General features: G+C 68.6%; 3 protein-coding genes. 2 read left to right on the top strand and 1 reads right to left on the bottom strand.

Annotation, left to right across the window (positions count from 1 at the left end):
- Positions 1-888: YifB family Mg chelatase-like AAA ATPase (locus JMF90_RS33035; RefSeq protein WP_236598085.1), on the top strand; the 888-nt coding region annotated here is incomplete at its 5' end.
- A 333-nt stretch (positions 889-1221) separates the two neighbouring features.
- Here JMF90_RS33035 and JMF90_RS33030 read toward each other — a convergent pair.
- On the bottom strand, positions 1222-1794 hold the full coding sequence (locus tag JMF90_RS33030; protein ID WP_054928080.1) for a hypothetical protein: 573 nt from the start codon (positions 1792-1794) through the stop codon (positions 1222-1224).
- A 157-nt stretch (positions 1795-1951) separates the two neighbouring features.
- On the opposite strand from JMF90_RS33030, the gene JMF90_RS33025 reads away from it, so the two are divergent.
- Positions 1952-2488, top strand: a complete 537-nt coding sequence (locus JMF90_RS33025; RefSeq protein WP_006490813.1) for a peroxiredoxin — start codon at positions 1952-1954, stop codon at positions 2486-2488.
- The last annotated feature ends 63 nt before the right edge of the window (positions 2489-2551 follow it).

Below are 2551 nucleotides of genomic sequence, written 5' to 3'. Positions count from 1 at the left end.
GCTGCGGGCGGCCATCACATGCTGATGGTCGGCCCGCCCGGCGCCGGCAAGTCCATGCTGGCCGCGCGCCTCGCCGGGCTGCTGCCGCCGCTGACCGACGACGAGGCGCTGACCTCGGCCGCGCTGCTGTCCGCGAGCCGGCTCGGCTTCTCGCCCGCGCAGTGGCGCCGCCGGCCGTTCCGCGCGCCGCACCACTCGTCGAGCGCCGCCGCGCTGGTGGGCGGCCGCAATCCGCCGCAGCCGGGCGAAATCACGCTTGCGCACCTTGGCGTGCTGTTTCTCGACGAACTGCCGGAATTCGACCGGCACGTGCTGGAAATGCTGCGCGAGCCGCTGGAAGCCGGCCGCATCACGATCTCGCGCGCGGCCCAGCAGGCCGACTTCCCCGCCGCATGCCAGCTGATCGCCGCGATGAATCCGTGCCCGTGCGGCTGGCATGGCGATCCGTCCGGGCGCTGCCGCTGCTCGCCGGACGTGGCCGCCCGCTATCTGCGCAAGCTGTCGGGGCCGCTGCTCGATCGCATCGACATCCAGATCGATCTGCCCGCGCTGTCGCCGGCGGAACTCGCGACCCGCGCGACGGCGCCCGGCGAACCGAGCGCGTCGGTGGCCGCCCGGGTTGCGCAAGCGCGTGCGCTGCAGCTCGCTCGGCAGGGCAAGACGAATCACATGCTGAGCGGCCGCGAAACCGACGACCTGTGCCGGCCCACCGACGAAGGTGAGCGATTGCTGCGCGAGGCCGGCGAGCGCTTCGGGTGGTCGGCGCGCGCGTATTTCCGCGTGCTGAAAGTCGCGCGGACGATCGCCGACCTGGCCGGCGACCCGTTGCCGACGGCCGCGCAGATCGCCGAGGCGATCCGCTACCGGCGTGCGCTGACGGCGCTGTAAGCGCGCTGGGAGGACAAAATCAGGCTGTCAAGACTTGACTTATGCACAATTCCCCTAATCCGGCCCCGGATCGCGGCTCGCCGCGGCCTTTGCCGGACGGAATGCGTATCCCGTTGTTTTGATTGATTTTTCTCAAAGGGCGAATGGGCGACCAAACGAGCCGGAGGGCCGTCCGGCGCGGCTTTGCGGGAAATCCGTGCGACTTTTCAACAAAGTTATCCACATGCGCTGTGGATAGCCGAAAAACCCTCGCAAAATCCGGTGATTAGCGTCGAAAGCTGCGAATGAACTTTCAGTTGCCGTTGCCTGTCGGAGCGCCCTCGCCGGCCGTCGTCAATCGAGTTTGAACGAGCCGAAAAACTGGTCCAGCTGCTCCTGCGCGAGCGGCCCGTCGGCGATCACGACGGCCTGGTACGCGTGCCGGCCGCGCGCGGCAAGCCGCGCGACGATCGTCTTGCGCGCGCGATCGCCGCCGGCGGCGGCCCCCGCGATACGCAGTTCGAGCCCGTTCACCGCGCCGCCGGCGGCGAGCGGCACGGGCACCGCGGCCGTCTGCGGCGCGCCGTCGAGGTTGCGCGACAGCCCCGCGCGCAGGAAGTCGAGTGCCGTGCGGCGCGTGTCGTCGCGGTCGTCCGGCAGCGTCAGCGTGCCGACCGCGAACACCGCGCCGTCGACGTGCGCGGCCTGCATCCGCATCGGCATCGACGTGCCGCCGAGCGCCACCGGCTGCTCCTCGACGGTCGGCTTCGCCGGCAGGTCGATCGTGTAGCCGGCATCGTTGTGCAGCGTGCGCCAGTCGTACGACGGCGAGCACGCGGCCAGCGCAGCGCTCACGCAGGCCAGCGCGGCGAAGTGTCGCAGCGGGCGAAAAAGGGGGCGCAACGAATCGATGACTTCCTTCGGCATGGCGTGGATCGCGGCAGGCAAAGCGGCCATTATCCGCCGAACCTGAAAACCGGGATGCGAGGCCGCCGCCGGTGCACACGCCGCATTCGCGCTAAAATGAGCGCCGAATTTCGACGTCCTTTGCATCGATCCGCGTCATCGACTCCGAGAGCACCAGATGAACACCACGCCTCCCGCCCGCCGCAGTACCGGCCCCGTCCGCTATATCGTCGCGGCCGCCGTCGTCGCGGCGATCGCCGTCGCCGGCTTCTTCGCGTTCAACGGCAAGTCCAGCGTGCCGGACGCGACCTTCACGCTGCTGTCGGGCCAGAAGGTCTCGACCGCCGGCGACCTGAAAGGCAAGGTCTATCTGGTGAATTTCTGGGCGACCAGTTGCGCGACCTGCATGCAGGAAATGCCGCAGATGGTCGACACCTACAATCGCTTCAAGGGCCAGGGGCTGGAATTCGTCGCGGTCGCGATGAACTACGATCCGCCGATGTACGTCGCGAACTATGCGCAGACGCGCCAGTTGCCGTTCAAGGTCGCGCTCGACGACGGCAGCGTCGCGAAGCAGTTCGGCAACGTGCAACTCACGCCGACGACCTTCGTCGTCGACAAGGACGGCAAGATCCTGAAGCGCTACGTCGGCGCGCCGCAATTCGCGGAACTCGACGCGCTGCTCAAGAAGGCGCTCGACGGCAACGCGGCCTGAGCGCCGCCGAATCGGATACGAAGGGGCGCGCACCGCACCGCCTCTTTCGGTAAAACAACGGAC

Origin of the sequence: Burkholderia sp. E168m23 (genome assembly GCF_016586125.1) — a bacterium.
Lineage (GTDB): Bacteria > Pseudomonadota > Gammaproteobacteria > Burkholderiales > Burkholderiaceae > Burkholderia > Burkholderia orbicola.
Note: the sequence above shows the minus strand (reverse complement) of the source record. Positions and strands in the feature narration are given on the sequence as shown.

Excerpts from the sequence above, each read along its gene's own strand:
- JMF90_RS33030 (WP_054928080.1), bottom strand. The coding sequence starts at position 1,794 with ATGCCGAAGGAAGTCATCGATTCGTTGCGCCCCCTTTTTCGCCCGCTG.
- JMF90_RS33025 (WP_006490813.1), top strand. The coding sequence starts at position 1,952 with ATGAACACCACGCCTCCCGCCCGCCGCAGTACCGGCCCCGTCCGCTAT.